Origin of the sequence: Fischerella thermalis PCC 7521, assembly GCF_000317225.1 — a bacterium.
GTDB lineage: Bacteria > Cyanobacteriota > Cyanobacteriia > Cyanobacteriales > Nostocaceae > Fischerella > Fischerella thermalis.
The window spans coordinates 1-17406 of record NZ_AJLL01000038.1 but is presented as its reverse complement, the minus strand read 5'-3'; the positions used below and the strand labels follow the sequence as shown (position 1 = coordinate 17406).

The following is a 17406-nucleotide window of genomic DNA, read 5'->3' as shown; positions in this document are numbered from 1 at the left end:
GGTGTTTGATAAAAGTTACTTGATTGGACACATTTATCATTCCCATGGTGTGAGGTTATCAAACGTACAGGACAGCAAATATAATTCCCCTGACTGTCAAAAATAGAAAAATTTACTGTATTAGCTGAAAATAGAAACAGCCCGTTGCCTAGTGTATTGACTAGAGAATCTATGCAAATTTATTTAGATTACAGTGCTACTACTCCTACTCGCCCAGAAGCGATCGCAGCAATGCAAACAGTCCTCACTCAACAGTGGGGTAATCCCTCTAGCTTGCATGAGTGGGGACAACGGGCAGCAACTGTATTAGAACAAGCTAGAATGCAGGTAGCCGGACTCATCAATGCACCTGCGGAATCAATTATTTTTACGTCTGGTGGTACAGAAGCAGATAATTTAGCAATTATGGGTGTTGCCCGTTTGTATAGCAAACCCCAACATCTGATTATTTCTAGTGTTGAACATTCTGCGATTTCTGAACCTGCGCGGTTATTAGAACAGTGGGGTTGGGAAGTGACTCGCCTCCCTGTTGATAGCCAAGGTAGAGTTAACCCCTTAGATTTAAAAGCAGCATTGCAAGACAACACTATATTAGTGTCAGTAATTTACGGGCAAAGTGAAGTAGGTACAGTCCAGCCAATCGCCGAATTGGCACAGATCACCCACAGTGCTGGTGTCTTGTTTCACACAGATGCAGTCCAAGTTGCAGGACGCTTACCTATTGACGTGGGAAGTTTATCAGTGGATTTATTGAGTATTTCTAGTCACAAAATTTACGGGCCCCAAGGTGCAGGGGCGCTGTATGTGCGTCCGGGCTTAGAATTGGTTCCCTTGCTGGGTGGTGGTGGACAGGAAAAGCGATTACGTTCCGGAACACAAGCAGTACCTGTGATCGCCGGGTTTGGTGTCGCCGCCGAATTAGCAGCTCAAGAAATGCCAATCAAAACACCCAGGTTAATGCAGTTGCGCGATCGCCTGTTTTCGCAGTTAATAGATATCCCCGGGTTAATTCCTACAGGTGATTTAGTTCATCGTTTACCTCACCATGTCAGCTTTTGTTTAGAACACGCCGATGGTGAAAAAGTCAGTGGCAGAACTTTAGTGCGAGAATTAAACCGTGCTGGGATTGGAGTTAGTGCTGGGGCTGCTTGTAATAGTGGTAAACTCAGCCCCAGCCCGATTTTGTTAGCAATGGGTTATTCAGAAAAAGCAGCTTTCGCCAGTGTGCGGATGACACTAGGGCGAGATACTACTGTAGAAGATGTAGATTGGGTGGCGATGGTGTTCAAGCAGGTTTTGCAGCGACTATCACCTGTAGAATTGGTTGTGATTAGTTAGTGGTTGGTGGTTGGTGGTTAGATAAACTACTAACCACTATCTACTAACTACTAACAATTTCATTCCAAAATCTTTTAATATGGCTGAACTACCAAACTCTTTAGAAGATGCGATCGCCCAAGCACGTACAGCTACCCAAGCCGCGATCGCTGATGGCTATACTCGGTTACAGGTTGAGTTGTTGTTTCCAGAATTGAAATTGATGGAGGTAGCCCAGCAATTTCTGCCCATGTTTGAACAATACAACGACAAACTCAAAGTTTTCTTTGCAGATGCGGGTGGTGCTGGTCTTGCCCGTCGCGACTGGACAGATGTACGATTTAAAATCACCGATATCGGTACTGGTAGAGCTGCCTCTATTGAGTCCAAAGTTCAACCAGAAGATGAAATTTTCTTGTTTATCGCCCCCGGTTCACCAGAAGTCCCGCAATTAGAAAAAATTTGTGCGGTAATAGGCGATCGCCCCTTAGTAATGCTAAATCCTTTCCTGGAAGATGCTGGCAAAATAGGTATCGGTTACGCTGCTAGGCAAACCCGCATCCGTTTTCTCAGCACGATAGAATCTTGTTACTACTTGCGTTCTGTATACCCAGATGTAGCCTTATTTCGTTGTTATCCCGGATTATGGGAAATTTTGGTAGAAAATAACGGAGAGTATCAAAAAATCGCTGAATTACCACAAAAACCCTCCGGTGACGACTTAGACATAATTCTTGCTAAGGGACAAGCTGCAACTGCAATAGCAGAAGGAGAAACTACCGCAGCAGTACCAGGGAAAAAGCCAAGTGTATTTAGGGGTTTGCAGAGGTTCATCAAAGCACTGAGAAATTAGAACTTCCCAAATTTTCTAGATCCCTGATTTGTTAACAAGTCGGGGATTTGTGTTTTGAAAAGGGAACCGGGAATAGGGATAAGGGATTGGGAAAAGACACGATGAAGCGCAGAACTTATCAAAAATATTCTCCCTTATCCTCCTTGTCCCCTACTCCCTTCCTCAACTACTTACTGACGCACCACTACCAACGTCCCTACTTCAGCCCAATTAAAAAGTTTACGAGCTTCTTTCACTGGTAAATTTACGCAACCATGACTGACGGGTGTACCAAATCTATCGTGCCAAAAAGCGCCATGAATTGCATATCCCTCGTAAAAATACATAGTATATGGGACACCAGAAATATCATAACCAGGTCCTCGCATTCTAGTAGAGCGAAGCTTAGAGCCAATCAAAAACTTACCCTTTTTTGTAGGCGTCGAAGGCTTTCCTGTGGAAACTCTTATCGAATACACAAGTTGGCTACCTTCCCAAGCGTATAGACGTTGTTGTGACAAATCAATTTCGATTTTGCGAGGAGGGCGTAATTCTTTCCAGATATCAGCTTCGTTGATAGAGTTGCGATCAAATATATGATAAGAAAAATGTGAAATAGGTGTCTTTGAATTGGAAGAACTAAAAGCAGCCCCCAGCAAAATTCCCACAGATGCTAAGAAAGTAGTTAACCAAGCGATCCAACTACTGCCAATCCAGTTTCCCATTATCTTAACTTGTTAATTCGCAGAGAATGCCCAAAATGTGTTTGTTGATGGTTTTTTGTTGATGGTTGTTTGGCAAAACTACCAACCATTAACAACTAACAACTGACTAGTGATACCCAGTTCGGCTAATTACTGACGATATTATGCTTCGTTGTTTGGCATTGGGCATGGGAAAATCATCAGTATCTTTATACCTAATTACCCATTACCAGCCTACGCGATAGTATAAGTATGCAACCGAACATGTTATGAAACTATCTTTGAACAACTACCGGCGTACCTATCGACGCCCATCTGTATAGCCATCTAGCATGTTTAGGTGGTAAATTCACGCAACCGTGGCTAACTGGTGTCCCAAATCTTCGATGCCAGTAGGCTCCATGAATAGCATAGCCTCCTTTGTAATACATCGTATATGGGACATTAGGAACGTTGTAGCCTCTACCACGCATCCGAGTTTTTCTCAGCTTGGTTTGAATCTGAAAAACACCAGTACGAGTGGGAGTAGATTTTTTTCCTGTAGAGACAACCACTTTGTACACAGGTTTTCTACCTTCCCAAGCAATCAGTTGTTGTTCGGAAAGATCAATTTGTATCCAGCGTCGTTGAGATTGTTTGAGGTTACTGACTGCTTGCCTTATTGTATTTCTTTTTGGGTGTTTTAAAATTCCTTGTGAAGGGGTACTAAAAACGCTCAAAGCGATTGCTACACTAACAAAGAGTACCTTTAGAGAACGCACCCAACTGGAAGAAGATGGCTTTTCCATGATTATTACACCATAATGCCATTATTTAAGGGAAATTTTCTTTTTCTCTGATGACTTTTAGCTTTTTGCTGCAACAGGCGTAGGTTTTCCTGATTTCATCCTATAGCAAATGTTCTCATTCGTAACTATCAAAGGACAAACAGATGAGGAATTGTTGAAAAATCTAATTTATGTAACTTTATTCACAGGAGAAAATCCGCCAATAATTAACATTATTGGCTCATGCAGTCATCTTAATTGTTATTAATAAATCCTTAATTAAACAAGTATTGACTAAAGTAAACCTTAAGCAATATGGAGATGCGCCATGGCACGTCTTTACACTTCATCAAATTTCACCAGAAGTTATTCACTGAACGGTTCCTTGACTAAACAACTATTGACTAAGGTTTTTGCTTGCTGAGATATTGCTTGCCAATTTCCAGTTTCTACAAACTGTTTCGGAAACAACTCGCTACTTAAACCTACTGCGATCGCTCCTGCTTGCAAAAATTCTTGGGCATTTTTTAAAGTAACTCCGCCTGTAGGAATCAAAGGAATGTGACCGAGTGGACCTTGTAAACTTTTGATATAGCTTGCTCCACCTACCGCCTGCACGGGAAATACTTTCACACAAGTAGCACCATAATTCCAAGCCGTAACAATTTCTGTGGGAGAAAGCGCACCAGGGATAATAGGTATATTTTCCGCAACTGCTACTTGGATCATAGTTGGGTCAACATGGGGTGTAAATAGAAATTGTGCCCCTGCGGAAATTGCGTTGTCAAGTTGTTCTAAATTTAACAAAGTGCCTGTGCCAATGGTACACTCGGGTAATTCTGAACGGAGTTTAGTAATTAATTCTGAAGCGTTAGCGCTATTCCAGGTAATTTCAATTAATTCTATACCTCCAGATGCCATAGCCAAAGCCATCTGGCGTCCAAGTTCTAATTGAGAAGCGCGAATAACTGCGATCGCTCTGTGTTTTTTTACCAGTGTTAACCAAGGGTGATCAGACATGGGGACAGTAAATTAACAATTAGCTTAAAAATAATATTGTCTAAGATAAGTAGGAGTAACACTGACTTTGGACTTTTCTTCAATCTAACCAAAGATAGATATGATTATTAATAATAAACCAGCTAAAACTCAACCATGATTATTCTTTGGCTCTTAACTAACCCTTTTTGAAAAATTAATAATTAAAAGAATTCAGTCGCAAGCAAGAGGAAAAAAAATAACTTTCTTCTTATGTTAAGAGTATAGATGCTTTCATAGGTAATTTTATTATGCCTCTTTACAAGCTTGAAGATTTTGATCCCACTTACCGAGATACATTCGGTGGTGATGATATTAAAGGTTTGCCTCTCTATACTCAAGGAGGAAATAAAATCGGTACAGTTGCAGATGCACTAGTAGACCCAGAAGGGCATTTTCGCTATTTAGTTATAGAAACTGAGTCAGATTTTGATAATAAAAGAATCTTGCTCCCCATAGGTCTTTCTCGCATAGATTATAATCAACAGCGTGTATATGTTGATGGGTTAAGCAGAGAACAAGTACAAAATTTGCCTGTTTACAAAGATGACATGACTGTTGATTATGATTATGAAGAACAGGTACGCAGGAATTATCGCCCCCAACAAAATCTAAGTTACGATCGCAATAGCTACACCTACGAAAATGATGCACCTTTATATAATTTGAATGAGCAGAACCATCAAAACTTCAAATTGTATGAGGAACGGTTAATTGCTAACAAAAATCGCATCAAAACCGGGGAAGTAACCGTTGGTAAGCATATTGAAACAGAAACCGCAACAGTTTCAGTACCAATCGAGAAAGAAAGAGTTGTAATTGAGCGAGTTCCATCCACAACAGAAGGTGTTGCAGTTAGCCCCGACGAAGCACAATTTCAATCAGGTGAAGTAGCACGCATTGAAATCTACGAAGAAACACCCGAAATTCGTAAAGAAGCTTTTGTACGCGAGGAAGTCCGGGTTAAGAAAATCATAGACAAAGACGTTGTTGAAGCCCAAGAAACAATTCGTCGTGAAGAATTAGATATTCAAACTGAAGGTAATTTACCTTTAGATGAAACGAATACACCGCCAATGGATCGTCTTTAGATCTATGTTGAAAATATGGTAAAGGGTAAGGTAGAAAATTGGGTGTAGGGGTGTAGGAAGAGTTAAAATTTCATGCCCTATTTGTGGACTATTGCCCGTGAGAGTCTATCTTCAAAATAGTGTTGCATTTTGAGGATAAGGGGAAAATAGAATAGTGCTTCCAGAAAGCGCTATTCTAAAGCCCCAATTTTTGTCGAATCACTTCATCTTGCTCTTTAAAACCAACTAACACTGCCGTTTTATCTTTAACAAAAAGGGGACGCTTGAGTAGCATAGCATCCTTCGTGAATGCTTCTATCCATTCCTGATCCGTCCAAGTTTTCTTCTCATCACCAAGCGAACGGTAAGATTGACCAGAGGTATTTCGCATAGGTTGTGAACCTAAAGATTTTACCCATGCTTGGATCATCTCACGGCTAGGTGGATGGTCTTTTGTATTAATAAACTCATAATCCACACCATTTTCTTGCAGCCACTTCAAAGCCTTTTTGCAAGTTCCACAATTGGGAATTCCGTAGACTTGAATAGACATAAAACTAAATATTCACTCCCCTTTCAGCAAATAATTTTGAGAAATTAGACCATATATTCTAAGCTGAATAGATATACTTATTTTTCCCAAGTAAAGCAATGCGTGACCCAGAGACAAAAATTGATCCGGGAACTTTGTTGTTGATAGTATCTATCTTGCTGCTATTGCCTCTTTTGGTAGCTGGTTTTATCTCGCAATAAACCTGATTTAATCATCGAACACAGATGCACACAGATGAACACCGATAAATTATGTGTGTTTGTTTGTGTTCTTTTTTACAAGACACTGGAATGTGATGACAATACCTAAATTTTATTGTTTCAAACTAACACGTTTAACTATAAATTGTTACTTCATTTATCTCGAAGATTGTTGATTAAGCAACAATGATCAGAGACTCAACATGAAATATTATGACTGCTACAGCACAATCCTTCAATCTACCCGCACTGACAGAATTAAGATCAGGTTTGCCCAATATCTGCGGTTGGGAAGCGGCAATTCAGTCAATAGTTAAACAAGAAGAACCAGTATATTTAAATACTACTAATCTCAAGTTGGAAAATATCACGGCTGGGTTTGCTTGCGCTCTACACATGCATCAGCCAAGCATACCCGCAGGTATTAACGGCGAAATCATCAGTAATATCCAGTATATGTTTGAACATCCTTATGATGGAGATAACCATAATGCTGGGGCTTTTGCTTGGTGTTACAGCCGTATGGGCGAATTTATCCCGCAGCTAATTTCCCAAGGCTGCAACCCTCGTATCATGCTTGATTATTCAGGCAACTTACTGTGGGGTTTGCGGCAAATGGGACGCGACGATATCTTTAATAATCTCAAGCGTATCACCTCTGACCCCCAATATCAGCCTTATGTAGAATGGTTGGGAACGATGTGGAGTCATGCTGTAGTTCCTTCCACACCTATTCCCGATATCAAACTGCATATCCAAGCTTGGCAACATCACTTTGCAGCTATTTTCGGTTACGATGCCCTCAAGGGAGTCAAAGGTTTCTCTCCTCCAGAAATGCATTTGCCCAATCATCCAGATACTCTGTTTGAATACATCAAAGCTTTAAAAGAATGCGGGTATCGCTGGTTAATGGTGCAAGAACATTCTCTAGAACGTCTTGATGGTTCTGGGTTAAAGCACGAGGATAAATATATTCCCAATCGTTTGCTTGCCCGTAATTCTCATGGCGAAACTATTAGTATTACAGCGTTAATTAAAACACAAGGTTCGGATACGAAATTAGTTGCCCAAATGCAACCTTATTTTGAAGCCAAAGGTAAGAATAAGCAGCAAATTGGCAATGTGACAGTCCCCTCTTTAGTTACCCAAATTGCCGATGGAGAAAATGGCGGTGTCATGATGAATGAATATCCCCGCGATTTTTTTAGGGTTTATCATGAAATCCGCGATGCAGGCAATAATTATGCAGGTGTGGTTGCTCTCAATGGTACAGAATATCTGGAACTAATTGCAGCAGCAGGTGTTAATTGTGAAGATTATCCAACTTGTCAAGCTGTCCATCAGCATAAAATCTGGCAACGAGTCGATCCAGACAATGCTACACCGGAAGCCGTAGAAAAGGTAATAGCAGAATTAAAAGCAACTGACCATCAATTTCACATGGATGGCGCATCTTGGACTAATAATTTAAGTTGGGTGGAAGGCTATGAGAATGTCTTAGACCCGATGAAAAAACTCAGTGTCATGTTTCATGAAAAATATGACTCGTTGGTGCAGCAAGATCCTTTAGTAACACAGCGTCCAGATTATCAAGAAGCTTTATTATATAATTTGTTGTTGCAAACCAGTTGTTTCCGTTACTGGGGACAAGGAACTTGGACTGATTATGCACGTGAGATTTATCGTCGGGGCGAAGCAATGTTGAAGTGAATTTTTAAACAAAAATTTGATATTTGTGGATTGGGCGATCGCATCAATTAGGTAACACAAGCTAGTAGGTGCTTCAATGAGTCTAAGCGATCGCACTCCCTGAATTAACTATTGGCTGATAGTACAATACGGTTCAGTTAAAAATTGACTTAAGCCTCGAATTCGCGATCGCGTTTTGGGGGATCTAAGCTTTGGGATTCTCACACATCAGATAGGATTTTCCTCAATTACCACCTAACTTAAAAAATCAGGGCAATCTTAGGAAATCCAAGAATTGCCCTGATATATAAGAGTTATGGGTTAACAATTAAGAGTTAATTATTTTTCTCTTGACTCCCCAAAAATTACGCAAAAGCTGCTGTTTTCACATCGTTGTTTGCCAAAAGTTCTTGTAACTCTTCGGCATCTACAGTTTCCTTCTCAACTAACATTTGTGCAAGTTGATCGAGAACGTGGCGGTTATCTGTCAATACTTGCTTAGCACGCGCATAAGCTGAATCCACTAATTGACGAACTTCTTCATCAATAGCAGCAGCAGTTTCTTCAGAGAAATCACGTTCTGACATGATATCGCGACCTAAGAACATATTGCCTTGCTGGCGACCAAGGGCAACTGGGCCGAGTTTATCGCTCATACCGAAGCGAGTTACCATTTGGCGAGCAACGCGTGCTACTTGTTGTAGATCGTTAGAAGCACCGGTTGTAACTTCTTCTTCACCAAAAATTAATTCTTCAGCGATACGACCACCTAATGCTACCGCCATCTGATTTTCTAGATAGGAACGGCTATACAAACCGCTATCCATACGGTCTTCGCTGGGGGTAAACCAAGTTAAACCGCCTGCACGACCACGGGGAATGATGCTAATTTTTTGCACAGGGTCATAGTCTGGCATCAGCGCCCCAACTAAAGCGTGACCAGCTTCGTGGTATGCTACCAGTTCTTTACGCTTTTCGCTCATTACCCGGTCTTTCTTTTCTGGTCCTGCCAAAACGCGATCGATCGCATCGTTAATTTCATCCATCGAAATTTCGGTCAGGTTGCGACGTGCTGCTAGAATCGCGGCTTCGTTAAGCAGGTTAGATAGATCCGCACCTGTAAACCCAGGAGTCCGACGGGCGATTTTATCTAAGTCCACATCTTTTGCTAGAGTCTTGCCACGGGCGTGAACTTTGAGAATTTCCACACGTCCAGAATAGTCTGGGCGGTCTACAACTACTTGACGGTCGAAGCGACCAGGACGCAATAAGGCTGCATCCAAAACGTCAGGACGGTTAGTAGCGGCAATAATAATGATGCCGGTGTTACCTTCAAAACCATCCATTTCTGTAAGTAACTGGTTGAGGGTTTGTTCCCGTTCATCGTTACCGCCGCCTAAACCTGCACCACGCTGACGACCAACAGCATCAATTTCATCGATGAAGACGATGCAAGGTGCATTGGCTTTAGCTTGCTCGAATAAGTCACGGACGCGGGACGCACCCACACCCACAAACATTTCTACAAACTCAGAACCAGAGATGGAGAAGAAAGGGACACCTGCTTCACCTGCAACAGCACGAGCCAACAAGGTTTTACCAGTTCCTGGAGGGCCTACTAGCAACACACCTTTAGGAATTTTGGCTCCAACAGCAGTAAAGCGATCAGCGTTTTTCAAAAAGTCTACGACTTCGTTTAATTCCAGCTTGGCTTGGTCAATACCAGCAACATCCCCAAAGGTAACTTGGGTTTGTGGCTCCATTTGCACTCTGGCTTTGGATTTACCAAAGTTCATAGCTTGGCTACCAGGGCCATTTTGGGCACGACGCAACAAGAAGAACAAGCCAACCAGAAGTAATACAGGGAAGAATAAACTGCTGAGAGCCTTAAACCAGAATCCTTCGTCGGTTTGAGGTAAAACAATAATATCAACGTTTTGTTCGTTAAGTTCGTTAATGAGGTTAGGGTCATTAACCAAAGTCACCAATTTCTTCTTGGAATCGAATTTGGGAGTGACTACAGCTGTAGACCGATCCGCACTAATACTGACTTTTTCTACCTTGCCAGCTCGGACTTCTTGAATAAATTGACTGTATCGCCATGTCTCTCTGCTTTGGGGTTGCTTGTCAAAAAATGCTGTCCCAAGAGCAATGACAACAATAAAAAGCAGTGCGTACAGCCCCGCATTTCTCCACCGTTTATTATTCACTGAGGTCAATCCTCCTAAATTTTTCCTGCGAGGGCATTTCTAAGAATTATGTTAACTTATCTTAAGGTATACCAAATTCCACACCTACAATGCTAGTACATTAAGCCAGAGGTCAGGGGCAGTCCTGATGATTTCACCACCAAGTATAAAAAACCTCACCCCCAACCCCTCTCCGAACTCGCGGAGAGGGGTGACGTAGCCGGGGTGAGGTTACTTTCAAGTCGGGAGGTAGAAAGTTTAATATGTTTTTCTCAGCCATCGTGTATCTTTAAGAATTTCTGTATTTGTTGAAAACAAGGATGGTAGGGATTATATTTTAGCGATCCTGAAGGCTGAATGACGGTGTGGATCGGAACAATTTCAACCACACTGTTACAATAGGCGATCGCTTCCAATTTTTTAACTAGTTCTGGTGTCCAGGGTTCCTCACGCACTATCTGCTGCTGTTGTTGCAACCAGTTGATCAGTTGCGATCGCATTATTCCCGGTAAAATTCCTACCAATAGGGGAGGTGTCCACCAGCAACCATCCCACCACCCGAAAAGATTACCTGTAGTCGTTTCAAGCCAATTGCCCAGAGTATCTACTAATATCGCTTCTTGAGCATTTAATTTCTGGGCATAATTTCTGGCTAACCAAGCACTGAGATAATTTCCGGTTTTATGATTGGGTAAACTGCGATTGTATTTCAGTGGGGCTAAGACAGCTGAAACGCCATGATTTTGTTTTTCTGCTAAATCTTTTGGTAATTCCCTACCAGTAATCCATTCCCGCCCATCAGGAAATACAGATATTCTCAGGACGGGGAAATGGGCCATCATTAATTCTGCACCTTGACGCAATTGCCCAAAATCTGGTAAAGACCAATCAAAAACCTGCAAGCTAAATTTCAAGCGATCGCAGTGAGCTTGCCAGTTGGTTAATTTCTGATCTAACGAGTGATCATAGACGCGCAAAGTTGTAAAAACCGTCGCTCCATAAATCAAGCCTGGATCATCAATCGGTAACTCTATAGTTTGGGAATAAATTAATTGACCGTCGTACCAGTAGAAGGACATGGGGGAGGTGGGGATTGGGGACACGGGAGACAAGGGAGAGTAGTAAACTACTAACCACTAACCAATCTAGAGACGTGCCATGACACGTCTCTACAACCATTAACAACCAACAAACAACAAATGACAATTGACTCAATCTTGCTGAGGTAATTTAATCCTAGTAGAACCGTCAGGATTTTTAATGACTGTTCCTCCTAAAGCTTTAATAGCATTAATTGCTCTTTGGCGAGTTTTTTCGTCAACCTGATTATTTAATACCATCATCCAAGTCGCAATTTGAGCATATTTACTATCAGGATTACGTCTTAAAAATTCAGCTGTTTTTTGGGAAATTTCCGCTACCTGTTTACTTTCTTCATCTGTATGTTTATTAGCCCAGTTTGCGGCTTCTTGAAAAGATTGTTTAGCATTATGAGAATCTCCCAAAAATAATAATTCATCAATGCCCTTATAACGCCACACATAGTAAGATTTATAGGGAACCCAAGGGGAAAGAGATTTTAAGCCATTTTTCATTAATGCTATAGAACGCTCTGGCATAGCAGCATACATAGAAGTGCTGGTAGAAAGACTCAAGTAAGCTTCTAAAAATCGTGGATCTCGTCGCAAGATTACTTCAAAATATTCTGGGCTAAGACCGTAACCTGTTTTCGCACGAACTTCATCATCACCAAAGTATTGTAAAAAATCAAGATATACCCAGTTAGCTACTAAGTTATTGTAGCCAAAACTTGGCATTTGTTTGAGCAAATTCAGTCGAAGTTTTTCTTTTTTTATTTGTCTTTCTAAAGTTTCTAATGAAGTGGTTTTATGATTTGATATTAGTTGCTGCATATGTGGAAATTGCAACAAACTAACACCAAAAACACACAGACAAGCTGTAAAAAATGCACCTATAGTTTGACGAGAGAAAACTAACATCACTACTTAATTAGCAAATAAAAATCAGACCATAGATATATAATTCCCCTGTTTTCTGAGAAAGTAACAGTGTTCATTGTCTTGCAATCGGTACTTGTTGAATTAAGTCAAACACTGTAAAAAAAACATTGGGGTTGTAAATTCACTAGCCCTTGCAAGCTATCTTAACTCTGTATTCTCTGCGTTTTTGTGGTTAAATAAATTACTTTTAAACCACAGAGGCACAGAGTTAGCAGAGAGAAAAAAGGTACTAGTGTTAAAACTGGGAAACAAAAACAAAACAAAAACAAAATATCATGACACAATCAATTCCTCGTTGTTGAAAAATTTAGCTACTCTTACACTGCTATTGTTGGTATTGCCAATCAACGCTGGGATTGTGTTGGTGTTGCTGTTATTGGGTAATCAACAAAAAGCGATCGCCATAGTCGATGTACTTACATATATTAGGAAACGCTTCCGCAACGGAGAACCCTAAGCCAAGGAAAGAACGGTGACAAATTAGGGTTTTACTCTCCTGTCCTACAAGGAAATGAGTTGGGGAAGAGGTCAACACAGGACTCATCGAAACTCACATTAGACCAGCTTTTTTGCACAAATCACTTAAAATGTAAAGACCCGGTTTCCTGCAAACGCCTAAAGGGCGAATGTAATATAGAAACCGGGTTTATTTATGCATAATTTGCCTAAACCAATGATTGAAGTCGATCATTTAAGTAAAATATACGGTTCAACCCAAGCAATTACTGATGTGACTTTTAGCGTCGAAGCAGGAGAAATTCTCGGGTTTTTGGGGCCAAATGGTGCTGGCAAAACTACGACGATGCGGATTTTAGCCGGTTATTTACCCGCAACGAGTGGTACGGCGAGAATTGCTGGCTTTGATGTCCATGAACAGTCTTTGCAGGTACGGCAAAAGATTGGTTATTTACCAGAGACACCGCCGTTATATCCAGAAATGACGGTGGAAGGATTTTTGTATTTTGTGGCGCGGATTAAGGGAGTACCAGCAGGCGATCGCACTACCAAAGTGAAAGCCGCAATTGAACGCTGCAACTTGCAAGACAAACGTCACGTCATTATTCGCAAACTTTCTAAAGGATACAGACAGCGTGTTGGCATCGCCCAAGCAATTGTTCACGATCCACCAGCTATAATTCTGGACGAACCTACCGTTGGACTCGACCCTCGACAAATTATTGAGGTGCGAAATTTAATTAAAAGCTTGGCTGGAACTCACACTATTATTCTTTCTACCCACATTTTGCCAGAAGTGAGTATGACCTGTAGCCGCGTCACCATCATCAATCGCGGAAAAGTTGTAGCAACTAACACACCAGAACAATTACTAACCCAGTTGACAGGTGGTTCTGGCTATGAATTAGAAATAGAGGGCGAAGCAAATTTAGCTAAACAAGTATTGCTCAATTTGCCGGGTGTGAGTCAGGTAGAATCAATTCCTTTAGCAGGGATGCATGGTTACTCCCCTAAAGACAATCGTGCTTACCTGCGAGTGATATCCCAACCAGGTGTAGAACCAGGCAAACATATTGCCGCAGCCCTATTGCATTCAGGATTTGATTTGTATGAAATGCGTCGTGTCAGTGCCACCCTGGAAGATGTATTCTTACAGCTGACCACAGAAGAAAAGAACATGCAAACTGAGGCAGACTCAACCACCAATGAGGAGGAAGCGGCCTAGATGGGTGTAGTACTGAGTAATATTATTGCCATTTATCGCCGAGAATTACAGGGTTATTTTGTTTCGCCTTTAGCTTATGCGATCGCTGGCGTTTTTTGGTTTTTAGCTGGGTTATTTTTTATCTTGATTTTGATGGGCCCAGATGGCATTCTGGCAGCAGTCACGGCATTAGATTTACAAGGACAACAATTCGGAGTGCCAGTACCACCGATAGATGTGCCTTACGAATTTGTGCGGGCATTTTTAGACCGGATGGGATGGCTGTTATTGTTTGTGCTGCCGATTCTTTCGATGGGACTTTATGCCGAGGAACGCAAACGTGGTACTTTAGAACTCTTAGCAACATCGCCAGTTACTAACTGGGCAGTAGCTGTTGGTAAATTATTAGGCGTGCTGACATTTTTTATCACAATGGTACTGCCAATGCTGGCATTGGAAGCGATCGCGTTGAGTGCGTCAACTCCACCCATGTCTCCCACAATTCCGCTGCTGGGACATTTGGCATTAATCTTATTGGCAGCAGCAATTTTATCTTTAGGAATGTTTATTTCTTCCTTGACAGACAGCACTATTTTAGCTGCTGTCCTCACTTTTGCTGTCATTTTATTACTGCTATTTGTAGATTTAATTGCTAAAAATATCAGCGGCCCCATCGGGCAAGCTTTGGGTTATTTGTCACTGCTAAAACATTACAACAATCTCATTCAAGGGATTTTTGATACTAGTAGCATTATCTTGTTTAGCAGTTACATTATTTTAGGTATCTTTCTCACAGCACAATCTATTGATGCACTCCGCTTTCAACGACAGTAAATATTGGTTGATTGTTGATGGTTGTTTGGAATTACTTGTTCGTGGTTTGTTGTTGTGTGAAAAATAAACCCCTACCAACCAACAACCAACAACTAACAACTAACAACTAACAACTAACTAATCATGAAAAGTATCCCGAGAAAAAAACTTTGGAAATATTTGATTTGGCCAGGTTTATTCCTGGTTGCGGCTGGCTTAACAATTGGTCTAGTTTCAGATTCTTGGGGAACAGTACCCTTAGCATTTATTATTGCTGGAGCAATAGTTATTGGCGTATGGTTAATCTGGCAAAGCCAAGAGAGTAAATGGTGGGGACGTCGTTCGACTCAAGCTGGTACTAATGCCCTAGCTGCAACTTTAGCAGTATTAGTAATTTTGGGGTTAATTAATTTCTTAGCCAATCGCTACGAAGTGCGAGTAGACTTAACAGAAACTCAGTTATTTACCCTTGCTCCCGAATCTAAACAACTGGTACAAAATTTAAAACAGCCAGTTAAAGTTTGGGTATTTGATGTAGCTCAAAATTCCCAAGATCGAGAATTGCTGGAAAATTATCAAAAGCAAAATTCCAACTTTAAATTTGAGTACGTTGACCCCCAAGCTAGACCAGGATTGACAGAAAAATTTGGCGTTAAAGATTACGGAGAAGTCTATCTCGAATCTGGAAAAAAACGACAATTAGTGCAAGTCATCAACGTGAATGATCGCCTTTCAGAAATTAGATTAACTAATAGCCTGCAACAAATTACTAGTACTAGCACAGCTAAAGTTTACTTCCTCCAAGGTCATGGTGAGCGATCGCTTTCACCAGGTGAAGGTGCGATATCCCAAGCTGTCCAAGCTTTAGGTAACAAAAGCTACACTACTGCACAACTCAATCTGGTGGAGAAATCAACTGTTCCTAGTGATGCGAATGTCGTGGTAGTAGCGGGGCCCAAGCGAGAACTATTTACTACTGAAGTCAAAGCCTTGCAAACCTATCTGAATCAAGGTGGCAATTTAGTACTGATGATCGATCAAGGTACAGACCCAAAACTTGATAGTTTGCTAAAAGAATGGGGTGTCAAGCTAGATAATCGTTTAGCAGTTGATGTCTCTGGTAACGTCGCCCTTGGCCCTGCCGTTCCCATTGTCACCGATTACGGAGAACATCCCATTACTAAAGACTTCGGTAACGGTATTTCATTTTATCGTTTAGCACGACCGGTTGATACCACTCCCATCCCTGGTATTGAAGCCACAAAATTATTACTCACCAAACCCTACCCCAATACTTGGGCAGAAAGCGATCTCAACAGCGAGAACTTGGAATTCAACCAAGGAAAAGACCTCAAAGGACCCCTTACCCTGGGCGTGGCTTTAAAACGGAAACTACCAGCTGCAACCAAAGCCACTCCAACTCCTAGCAAACCATCCGCTAGCGAATCACGCATGGTAGTGCTAGGGGATTCAGACTTTGCCACAGATGGTTCATTTACACAACAGTTAAATGGAGACGTATTTCTCAACTCCGTCAGCTGGGCTAGCCAGCAGGACAGCCAACCCCTTTCCATTCGACCCAAAGAACCAAAAAACCGCCGCATCAACCTCTCAGCTTCACAAGCCGGCATTTTAGCTTTATCTTCTCTGTTAATTTTACCCCTAATTGGGTTTGCAGTCGCAGTTATTTTGTGGTGGTTACGTAGATAAATAAATAGTTAGTGGTTAGTAGTTAGTAACCAATAATGACAAATGACAAATGACTAAAAAATGAAATTACAAAAGACTACTTTAATTTTGATTCTGCTAATGCTGGGTTTAGCAAGTTTTGTTTCCTTTCATGAATTTTATTGGAAAAATCAGCAAGAAGAAGTCAAAAGCAAAAAGCAACAAATTTTCTCTTTTGAAGAGGATGATGTACAGTCTTTATCCATCAAAACTAAAAATGCCACTATTATTTTGGAACGCAACAACAATTCTGAACGTCCAAAATGGCGAATGACCTCTCCCCAACAAGTGCCAGCAAATGACGCTATAGTTTCTTATTTAATGGATTTATTGGTCAAAGGTGAAAGCGATCGCACTATATCAACATCTGTTAACCAATTAGGAGAATTTGGCTTAACTCCACCACAAGCAACTATCGATATTAAACTCAAAAATCAGCAAAACCATCAGTTAATTTTGGGTCAATCTGATTTTAATCGTCGTTTTTTATATGCTCAAACCGATCCAAATTCTCAACCAAATGGTAATGTAACTGTGCTACTGGTATCTACAGATTTTGAAAATGCAGTGAATCGAGAATTATCAGAATGGAAAGAAATTCCAAATAAGAGTGAAAGTACACCGTTGCCAAGTTTAAATTTACCCACACCGCCAAAGAAGTGAAAATTTAAAATTTGAGAAATACTCTACCTAAACCTCGTATTTTGAGGTAAACGAACACAGATACACACCGATACACACCGATAGATTATCCGTGTTCATCTGTGTTCATCAGTGTTCGATTTTTCAAAACTAAAGTCAACCGAGGAATAACAATTTGAGAGA

Annotated in this window: 16 protein-coding genes; 9 read left to right on the top strand and 7 right to left on the bottom strand. The window is 41.1% G+C overall.

What is annotated here, in order from left to right; translation table 11 throughout:
* Positions 1–171: 171 nt before the first annotated feature.
* Positions 172–1338, top strand: a complete 1167-nt coding sequence (locus UYK_RS0109445) for a cysteine desulfurase family protein (protein ID WP_009455941.1) — start codon at positions 172–174, stop codon at positions 1336–1338.
* Positions 1339–1417: 79 nt separating this feature from the next.
* Positions 1418–2170 carry a DUF1995 family protein gene (locus tag UYK_RS0109440; RefSeq protein WP_016871315.1) on the top strand — a complete coding sequence of 251 codons (753 nt, stop codon included), beginning with the start codon at positions 1418–1420 and terminating at the stop codon, positions 2168–2170.
* A gap of 170 nt (positions 2171–2340) precedes the next feature.
* Here the strand turns inward: UYK_RS0109440 and UYK_RS0109435 are convergent, their stop codons facing one another.
* The 3 genes from UYK_RS0109435 to UYK_RS0109425 form a co-directional block, all read right to left on the bottom strand.
* Positions 2341–2874 (bottom strand): L,D-transpeptidase, encoded by a 534-nt coding sequence (locus UYK_RS0109435; protein WP_009455949.1) that lies wholly within the window; start codon positions 2872–2874, stop codon positions 2341–2343.
* 254 nt (positions 2875–3128) lie between these two features.
* On the bottom strand, positions 3129–3641 hold the full coding sequence (locus UYK_RS0109430) for a L,D-transpeptidase (protein ID WP_009455951.1): 513 nt from the start codon (positions 3639–3641) through the stop codon (positions 3129–3131).
* A 345-nt stretch (positions 3642–3986) separates the two neighbouring features.
* Positions 3987–4640, bottom strand: coding sequence for a bifunctional 4-hydroxy-2-oxoglutarate aldolase/2-dehydro-3-deoxy-phosphogluconate aldolase (locus tag UYK_RS0109425; RefSeq protein ID WP_009455952.1), 654 nt, complete (start codon positions 4638–4640; stop codon positions 3987–3989).
* 269 nt (positions 4641–4909) lie between these two features.
* Between UYK_RS0109425 and UYK_RS0109420 the strand changes: the two genes are divergently transcribed.
* On the top strand, positions 4910–5749 hold the full coding sequence (locus UYK_RS0109420) for a DUF2382 domain-containing protein (protein ID WP_009455953.1): 840 nt from the start codon (positions 4910–4912) through the stop codon (positions 5747–5749).
* Positions 5750–5924: 175 nt separating this feature from the next.
* Here the strand turns inward: UYK_RS0109420 and UYK_RS0109415 are convergent, their stop codons facing one another.
* Positions 5925–6281 carry a Spx/MgsR family RNA polymerase-binding regulatory protein gene (locus tag UYK_RS0109415; protein ID WP_009455954.1) on the bottom strand — a complete coding sequence of 119 codons (357 nt, stop codon included), beginning with the start codon at positions 6279–6281 and terminating at the stop codon, positions 5925–5927.
* Positions 6282–6694: 413 nt separating this feature from the next.
* On the opposite strand from UYK_RS0109415, the gene UYK_RS0109410 reads away from it, so the two are divergent.
* Entirely contained in the window at positions 6695–8191 is a 1497-nt protein-coding gene (locus UYK_RS0109410) for a hypothetical protein (protein ID WP_009455955.1), read from the top strand.
* 344 nt (positions 8192–8535) lie between these two features.
* Here the strand turns inward: UYK_RS0109410 and ftsH3 are convergent, their stop codons facing one another.
* The 3 genes from ftsH3 to UYK_RS0109395 all read right to left on the bottom strand — a co-directional run bounded on the left by ftsH3 (position 8536) and on the right by UYK_RS0109395 (position 12359).
* Positions 8536–10380, bottom strand: a complete 1845-nt coding sequence (gene ftsH3, locus UYK_RS0109405) for an ATP-dependent zinc metalloprotease FtsH3 (protein ID WP_009455956.1) — start codon at positions 10378–10380, stop codon at positions 8536–8538.
* Positions 10381–10631: 251 nt separating this feature from the next.
* On the bottom strand, positions 10632–11438 hold the full coding sequence (locus UYK_RS0109400) for an aminotransferase class IV (protein ID WP_016871314.1): 807 nt from the start codon (positions 11436–11438) through the stop codon (positions 10632–10634).
* A gap of 132 nt (positions 11439–11570) precedes the next feature.
* Positions 11571–12359, bottom strand: coding sequence for a hypothetical protein (locus tag UYK_RS0109395; protein ID WP_016871313.1), 789 nt, complete (start codon positions 12357–12359; stop codon positions 11571–11573).
* 316 nt (positions 12360–12675) lie between these two features.
* Here UYK_RS0109395 and UYK_RS27205 point away from each other — a divergent pair, with 316 nt between their 5' ends.
* The 5 genes from UYK_RS27205 (at position 12676) to UYK_RS0109370 (ending at position 17244) form a co-directional block, all read left to right on the top strand.
* Positions 12676–12837: a hypothetical protein gene (locus tag UYK_RS27205; protein WP_235182316.1), complete on the top strand. Its 162-nt coding sequence runs from the start codon at positions 12676–12678 to the stop codon at positions 12835–12837.
* Positions 12838–13053: 216 nt separating this feature from the next.
* Positions 13054–14061 carry an ABC transporter ATP-binding protein gene (locus UYK_RS0109385; protein WP_026086418.1) on the top strand — a complete coding sequence of 336 codons (1008 nt, stop codon included), beginning with the start codon at positions 13054–13056 and terminating at the stop codon, positions 14059–14061.
* Entirely contained in the window at positions 14062–14874 is an 813-nt protein-coding gene (locus tag UYK_RS0109380; RefSeq protein WP_009455965.1) for an ABC transporter permease, read from the top strand.
* Positions 14875–14997: 123 nt separating this feature from the next.
* Positions 14998–16563, top strand: a complete 1566-nt coding sequence (locus UYK_RS0109375; protein WP_016871311.1) for a GldG family protein — start codon at positions 14998–15000, stop codon at positions 16561–16563.
* Between the two features lie 60 nt (positions 16564–16623).
* Entirely contained in the window at positions 16624–17244 is a 621-nt protein-coding gene (locus UYK_RS0109370) for a DUF4340 domain-containing protein (RefSeq protein ID WP_009455968.1), read from the top strand.
* The last annotated feature ends 162 nt before the right edge of the window (positions 17245–17406 follow it).

Bases quoted from the DNA above. Each gene is read 5' to 3' on its own strand.
- UYK_RS0109445 (WP_009455941.1), top strand. From the start codon at position 172: ATGCAAATTTATTTAGATTACAGTGCTACTACTCCTACTCGCCCAGAA.
- UYK_RS0109425 (WP_009455952.1), bottom strand. From the start codon at position 4,640: ATGTCTGATCACCCTTGGTTAACACTGGTAAAAAAACACAGAGCGATC.
- UYK_RS0109420 (WP_009455953.1), top strand. From the start codon at position 4,910: ATGCCTCTTTACAAGCTTGAAGATTTTGATCCCACTTACCGAGATACA.
- UYK_RS0109385 (WP_026086418.1), top strand. From the start codon at position 13,054: ATGATTGAAGTCGATCATTTAAGTAAAATATACGGTTCAACCCAAGCA.
- UYK_RS0109435 (WP_009455949.1), bottom strand. From the start codon at position 2,874: ATGGGAAACTGGATTGGCAGTAGTTGGATCGCTTGGTTAACTACTTTC.
- UYK_RS0109395 (WP_016871313.1), bottom strand. From the start codon at position 12,359: ATGTTAGTTTTCTCTCGTCAAACTATAGGTGCATTTTTTACAGCTTGT.
- UYK_RS0109380 (WP_009455965.1), top strand. From the start codon at position 14,062: ATGGGTGTAGTACTGAGTAATATTATTGCCATTTATCGCCGAGAATTA.
- UYK_RS0109410 (WP_009455955.1), top strand. From the start codon at position 6,695: ATGACTGCTACAGCACAATCCTTCAATCTACCCGCACTGACAGAATTA.
- UYK_RS0109440 (WP_016871315.1), top strand. From the start codon at position 1,418: ATGGCTGAACTACCAAACTCTTTAGAAGATGCGATCGCCCAAGCACGT.
- UYK_RS0109400 (WP_016871314.1), bottom strand. From the start codon at position 11,438: ATGTCCTTCTACTGGTACGACGGTCAATTAATTTATTCCCAAACTATA.
- UYK_RS0109375 (WP_016871311.1), top strand. From the start codon at position 14,998: ATGAAAAGTATCCCGAGAAAAAAACTTTGGAAATATTTGATTTGGCCA.
- UYK_RS0109370 (WP_009455968.1), top strand. From the start codon at position 16,624: ATGAAATTACAAAAGACTACTTTAATTTTGATTCTGCTAATGCTGGGT.
- UYK_RS0109430 (WP_009455951.1), bottom strand. From the start codon at position 3,641: ATGGAAAAGCCATCTTCTTCCAGTTGGGTGCGTTCTCTAAAGGTACTC.
- UYK_RS0109415 (WP_009455954.1), bottom strand. From the start codon at position 6,281: ATGTCTATTCAAGTCTACGGAATTCCCAATTGTGGAACTTGCAAAAAG.